Raw genomic sequence first — 6,132 nt, 5'->3', positions numbered from 1 at the left:
CCCCCGAGGCCCCGGCATCGGCGCCTGCCGCTGCAGCCAGCGCTCCGGCAGAAGCATCGGTTCCCGCTGAAGCGGCCGCATCGGCACCTGCTGCTGAAGCATCGGCCCCCTTACCGGCTCCCGCAGCAGCGCCTGCGCCCGTGCCAGCCCCGACACCCGCACCAGTCGAAGAGCCCGGCTTCGTGGCCGGTCTGATGGACGATCCGCTGCTGCCGATTGGCGGTCTGCTGGTCGCAGGGGCGCTGGGGTTTGTCGCTTACCGGGTCGTCCAGCGTCGCCGCCAGAACAACGGTGTAGACAGCTCCTTCCTGGAAAGCCGCATCCAGCCCGACTCCTTCTTTGGCGCCAGCGGCGGCCAGCGGGTAGACACGGCCAACAGCGACATGACCACTGGTTCCTCCATGGCCTACTCACCAAGCCAGCTCGACGCTGGTGGCGATGTGGACCCTGTAGCCGAGGCCGATGTTTACCTGGCCTATGGCCGCGACCTGCAGGCCGAAGAAATTCTTAAAGAAGCCGTCCGCCACAACCCGGGCCGTGTTTCCGTGCACGTAAAGCTGGGGGAAATCTACGCCAAACGCCAGGACCGCAAAGCCCTGGAGGCCGTGGCCGGTGAGGTCTTCAAGTTGACCCAGGGGGAGGGCCCAGACTGGGCACGCATTGTTGAACTCGGTCGTGACTTGGAACCCGACAACCGCCTGTACCAACCAGGTGGCCGCCCAGGCATGGGCGAAGACGAGTCGCCATCACTGCCTCCTGGCGGTTTCCCCAGCACATTCACCGGTGCAGGCAGCCCCGCAGCGGCAGCCCTGCCACCCGACCTAGACCTGGATCTCGACCTGGACTTGCCTGACGACGCATTGACCGATGCGCCTCCCGCAGCGCCCGGCGGGTTTGCTGCTGCGGCTGCCGCTGCCACCAGCGCTCGCAACAGTACGCCGTCGGACGCGGACGAGCCCCCCACACTGCGCCCCGAACTGGATCTGCCCCCACCTTCGGCAGAGCCTCCAGCCGCATGGAACAGCCCTGACACATCCCCCAGCCCCATTTCGCCCCCTCCGGTGGCCGACCTGGACTTCCCCAGTGCAGACGACCTGAGCATGGCACCCTCTGGCCCCATGCCACTGATGGGTGACGCCAAGGACTCCAGCCCTATGGAATTCGACCTGGGCGAGTTGTCACTTGACCTGAATGCCCCCACCAAGCCTATGGCAGCTCCCGCAGCCAAGGCGCCGCCCCCGGTTGCCGACTTCTCCGACGACGGCTCCGCCGCAGCGCAGGATGACCCCTTGGCAACCAAGCTGGCGCTGGCAGAAGAGTTCAACGCCATTGGCGACACCGATGGTGCCCGCACGCTGATTGAAGAGGTCGTCGCCGAATCCAGCGGCGCGCTCAAGACCCGCGCCCAGCGCATGCTGACCGAACTGGGCTGATGCAGCCCTCTCAGGCAAGCTCAACCCCACCCACCACGTCCCCAGGCCACCCCATGACGCGGGTGGCACTGGGTGTCAGCTACAACGGTCAGGCCTACAGCGGCTGGCAAAGCCAGCTGTCGGGCAACACGATTCAGGACAAACTCGAAGCGGCCCTGGGCCGCTTTGCCACGCACCCCGTGAGCACCTTATGTGCTGGCCGCACAGATGCCGGAGTGCATGGATTGATGCAAGTGGTGCACTTTGACACCCCACTTCAGCGGCCGGCATCATCCTGGGTGCGCGGCACCAATACCTTTCTGCCGGCCGACATTGCCGTTCAGTGGGCGCAACCCGTCCCCTCACATTTCCATGCCCGCGCCAGCGCCGTGGCGCGGCGTTATGCCTACGTGCTTTTGCAGTCGCCTGTACGGCCGAGCGTAGATGCCGGGCGCGTGGGCTGGGTGTTCCACCCGCTGGACCACGACGCTATGCGGCAGGCGGCCGACATCCTGCTGGGCGAGCATGACTTCACGTCCTTCCGCGCCTCCGCCTGCCAGGCCAAGTCGCCCATCAAGACGCTGCACCGCATCGACATCACCCACCGGGGCCTGAGCGATCCCCACCAAGAACTGGGCTGGAGCCCCTGCTACTGGCGCTTTGAGTTTGAAGCGAACGCTTTTCTGCACCACATGATCCGCAACATCATGGGCTGCCTGATTGCCGTGGGCCGGGGGGACCAGCCGCCCGAATGGATGGCCCAGGTGCTGGAAGCGCGGTCACGCGACGCTGCAGCACCGACGTTTTCACCCGACGGACTGTATTTTCAGGGCCCGGTATACGAAGCCCACTGGGGCCTGCCCCAGCGCACGGCTGCGTATGATTGGCTGCCATGAAAGTCCAAGACATTTACACCCTTGCACCGGCCCGCACCCGCATCAAAATCTGTGGACTGACCCGTGAGGAGGACGTGGATGCAGCCGTGGCTGCAGGTGCCGACGCGATCGGCTTTGTGCTCTATGCCCCCAGCCCCCGCGCGGTCACTCCGGCGCGCGCAGCCCAGTTGGCCAAACGCTTGCCCCCGTTTGTAACCCCTGTGCTGCTCTGCGTGAACGATTCCGCTACAAATGTGATAGCTGCAAGCGCTTTAGTAGCAGGCGCAACCATCCAATTTCATGGTGATGAATCGCCCGAAGACTGCCTTGCAGCCACCGGCCAGGGCGCCAGGCCCTATCTGCGCGCTGCACGCATTCCCCTGGGTGATGGTGCCGCTCGATTCGACCTCGTAAAATACGCGCACGATTATTCTCACGCCCAAGCCATCCTGCTCGACGCCCATGTCGAAGGTTATGGCGGCGGCGGCAAGGCATTCAATTGGTCACTCCTTCCACCAAGCGTCAGCTCTCACCTCGTTTTGTCTGGTGGACTCACGCCTGCAAACGTGACCGATGGCATTTTGCAAGTCCGCCCGCGTTGCAAAACGCTGGCGGTTGATGTCAGCTCCGGTGTCGAGGCCACGGACCCGAACAGTCCCGATGGCCAGCCCCTGAAGGGCATCAAGGACGCCGGAAAAATCGAGCGCTTCATCGCCGCCGTGCGTGCGGCCGATGCCCAACTTGCAAAGAACCCTCATGAATTCCTATCAGCAACCTGATGCTTCCGGCCATTTCGGCCCCTACGGCGGCAGTTTCGTCAGCGAAACACTGACCCACGCCATCCAGGAACTGCGCGAGGCTTACGCTCGCTACCAAAACGACCCCGAGTTTCTGGCCGAATTCCATTACGAACTCAAGCACTTCGTCGGTCGCCCCTCCCCCATCTACCACGCAGCCCGTACCAGCCGCGAAATGGGTGGCGCGCAGATCTACCTCAAGCGCGAAGACCTCAACCACACCGGCGCCCACAAGATCAACAACGTGATCGGCCAGGCCATGCTCGCCAAACGCATGGGAAAACCCCGCGTGATTGCCGAGACCGGCGCAGGCCAGCACGGCGTGGCTACAGCCACCATTTGCGCCCGCTATGGGCTTGAATGCGTGGTGTACATGGGCGCCGAGGACGTAAAGCGCCAAAGCCCCAACGTGTATCGCATGAAGCTGCTGGGCGCTACTGTGGTGCCGGTGGAGTCGGGCAGCAAGACCCTGAAGGACGCCCTGAACGACGCCATGCGCGACTGGGTGGCGAATGTAGATAACACTTTCTACATCATCGGCACCGTAGCGGGGCCGCACCCCTACCCGATGATGGTGCGCGACTTCCAGAGCGTGATCGGCAAGGAGTGCATTGAGCAGATGCCCGCCATGCTGACCAAGCAAAAAGTGCTGGGCCAGCAACCCGATGCTGTGATCGCCTGCGTGGGCGGCGGCAGCAACGCCATGGGCATCTTCCACCCCTACATTCCGTTTGCAAAGACGCGCCTCATTGGCGTGGAGGCAGCGGGCGAAGGCCTGGAGTCGGGCAAACACTCGGCATCGCTGCAAAAAGGCAGCGCGGGCGTACTGCACGGCAACCGTACCTTCATCCTGCAGGATGACAACGGCCAGATCACCGAAACCCACAGCATCAGCGCCGGCCTGGACTACCCCGGTGTGGGCCCGGAGCACGCATGGCTGCAAGAGATCGGTCGTGCCGAATACGTCGGCATTACCGACAAGGAAGCGCTGGACGCCTTCCACTACCTGTGCCGCACCGAGGGCATCATCCCTGCGCTGGAGTCCAGCCATGCTGTGGCCTACGCCATGAAGCTGGCCAAGACCATGCGCCCTGACCAATCCATCCTGGTCAACCTCTCGGGCCGTGGCGACAAGGACATCGGTACCGTGGCCGACCTCAGTGGCGCCGACTTTTACTGCCGCCCCAGTTGCCAGGGGCAGTCCGTCAAGGGCGGCGAGCAACCCATCAAGGTGGTGAAATAAATGAGCCGTATCGCATCCACCTTCTCTGCCCTGCAAGCCCAGGGCCGCAAAGCGCTGATTCCTTATGTGACCGCCGGGTTCCCGTTCGCCGACATCACCCCCGCACTCATGCACGGCATGGTCGAGGCCGGTGCCGATGTGATCGAGCTGGGCGTGCCCTTTTCCGACCCCATGGCCGATGGCCCGGTGATTCAGAAGGCGGGCGAGAAGGCCCTCAGTCTGGGCATTGGCATGGCGCAAGTGTTCGACCATGTGCGTGAGTTCCGCAAGCGCAACAGCACCACGCCCGTGGTGCTGATGGGCTATGCCAACCCCGTGGAACGCTACGACCAGAAGCACGGCGCAGGCGCTTTTGTGCGCGACGCGGCTGCTGCCGGTGTTGACGGTGTGCTCATCGTGGACTACCCGCCCGAAGAATGTGAAGCCTTTGCAGCCAGTCTGCGTGAGCACGGCATGGACCTGATCTTCCTGCTGGCACCTACCAGCACGGACGCGCGCATGGCCCAAGTAGCACGCGTGGCCAGCGGCTACGTGTACTACGTGTCGCTCAAAGGCGTGACCGGCTCAGGCGCGCTGGACACGGCGGCTGTGGAGCAGATGCTGCCGCGCATCCGCCAGCACGTTCAGATTCCCGTCGGTGTGGGCTTTGGCATCCGCGACGCAGCCACCGCCCAAGCCATTGGCAAGGTGGCCGATGCAGTGGTCATTGGCAGCCGCATCATCCAGCTGATCGAAGACCAGGAACACGCCAAGGTGGTGCCCCTGACCATCGACTTCCTGCGCGGCATCCGCAAGGCCCTGGACGCCTAGTCGCATAATGCAGCCCGGTGCATCCTGCGGGGTGCGCCGACAGATTCACACCCGGCCTGCCCCGCCAATGCCCACGGGCTTTGCAACAGGTCGCGCCAATGAAGAGGAGAACACCATGTCCTGGCTCGAAAAACTTCTGCCCTCCAAGATCCAGCAAACCGACCCCACCGAGCGCCGCCAGGTGCCCGAAGGCCTGTGGATCAAGTGCCCAAGCTGCGAGACGGTGCTCTACAAGGCTGACCTGGAACACAACCAGAACGTCTGCCCCCACTGCAGCCACCACCACCGCATTGGTGCACGTGCGCGCCTGGACTCCTTCCTCGACGCCGAAGGCCGCTACGAGATCGGCCAGGAAGTGCTGCCGGTAGACGCCCTCAAGTTCAAAGACAGCCGCAAGTACCCCGAGCGCCTGAAGGAAGCCCTGGAGAACACCGGCGAGACCGACGCACTCATCGTCATGGGCGGCGCGGTCAAGAGCATCAACGTGGTGGCGGCGTGCTTTGAGTTCGATTTCATGGGCGGCTCGATGGGCTCTGTGGTGGGCGAACGGTTCGTGCGCGGCGTGGAAACCGCCATCGAACAGAAGGTGCCCTTCATCTGCTTCACCGCCACCGGCGGCGCGCGCATGCAAGAAGGCCTGCTCTCACTCATGCAGATGGCCAAGACCAATGCAGCCCTCACCCGCCTGGCCAAGAAGGGCCTGCCCTACATCAGCGTGCTTACTGACCCCACCATGGGCGGCGTGAGCGCCGGCTTCGCCTTCGTGGGCGACATCGTGATCGCCGAGCCCAAGGCCCTGATTGGCTTTGCCGGCCCGCGCGTGATCGAATCGACTGTGCGCGTGACGCTGCCCGAGGGCTTCCAGCGCGCCGAGTTCCTTCAGACCAAAGGCGCGGTGGACTTTATCTGCGACCGCCGCGAACTGCGCAACACCGTGGCCAACAGCCTGGCCATGCTGCAGCGCCTGCCAGCGGATGCGGTGATGTAACTACAAT

General features: G+C 63.9%; 6 protein-coding genes. All 6 read left to right on the top strand.

Annotated elements, in window-relative coordinates; genetic code table 11:
- Positions 1–1,433 (top strand): FimV/HubP family polar landmark protein (locus DBR12_RS13655; RefSeq protein ID WP_304529316.1); only part of this gene is annotated, 1,433 nt, incomplete at its 5' end.
- A gap of 53 nt (positions 1,434–1,486) precedes the next feature.
- Positions 1,487–2,308, top strand: a complete 822-nt coding sequence (gene truA / locus DBR12_RS13650; RefSeq protein ID WP_108617760.1) for a tRNA pseudouridine(38-40) synthase TruA — start codon at positions 1,487–1,489, stop codon at positions 2,306–2,308.
- Entirely contained in the window at positions 2,305–3,066 is a 762-nt protein-coding gene (locus tag DBR12_RS13645; protein ID WP_108617759.1) for a phosphoribosylanthranilate isomerase, read from the top strand. Before truA ends, DBR12_RS13645 begins: the two co-directional genes overlap by 4 nt.
- Positions 3,044–4,327 (top strand): tryptophan synthase subunit beta, encoded by a 1,284-nt coding sequence (trpB, locus tag DBR12_RS13640; protein WP_108617758.1) that lies wholly within the window; start codon positions 3,044–3,046, stop codon positions 4,325–4,327. The genes DBR12_RS13645 and trpB overlap by 23 nt, the downstream gene beginning before the upstream one ends.
- On the top strand, positions 4,328–5,137 hold the full coding sequence (gene trpA / locus DBR12_RS13635; protein WP_108617757.1) for a tryptophan synthase subunit alpha: 810 nt from the start codon (positions 4,328–4,330) through the stop codon (positions 5,135–5,137).
- A 115-nt stretch (positions 5,138–5,252) separates the two neighbouring features.
- Positions 5,253–6,125, top strand: coding sequence for an acetyl-CoA carboxylase, carboxyltransferase subunit beta (accD, locus tag DBR12_RS13630; protein WP_108617764.1), 873 nt, complete (start codon positions 5,253–5,255; stop codon positions 6,123–6,125).
- The last annotated feature ends 7 nt before the right edge of the window (positions 6,126–6,132 follow it).

Origin of the sequence: Acidovorax sp. HMWF029, from assembly GCF_003060895.1 — a bacterium.
Classification (GTDB): domain Bacteria; phylum Pseudomonadota; class Gammaproteobacteria; order Burkholderiales; family Burkholderiaceae_C; genus Acidovorax.
The sequence above is the reverse complement of the archived record's forward strand: the minus strand, read 5'-3'. Positions and strand labels throughout refer to the sequence as shown.

What these genes read in the sequence shown, in the direction of transcription:
- truA (WP_108617760.1), top strand. Translation starts at nt 1,487, where the DNA reads ATGACGCGGGTGGCACTGGGTGTCAGCTACAACGGTCAGGCCTACAGC.
- DBR12_RS13645 (WP_108617759.1), top strand. Translation starts at nt 2,305, where the DNA reads ATGAAAGTCCAAGACATTTACACCCTTGCACCGGCCCGCACCCGCATC.
- trpB (WP_108617758.1), top strand. Translation starts at nt 3,044, where the DNA reads ATGAATTCCTATCAGCAACCTGATGCTTCCGGCCATTTCGGCCCCTAC.
- trpA (WP_108617757.1), top strand. Translation starts at nt 4,328, where the DNA reads ATGAGCCGTATCGCATCCACCTTCTCTGCCCTGCAAGCCCAGGGCCGC.
- accD (WP_108617764.1), top strand. Translation starts at nt 5,253, where the DNA reads ATGTCCTGGCTCGAAAAACTTCTGCCCTCCAAGATCCAGCAAACCGAC.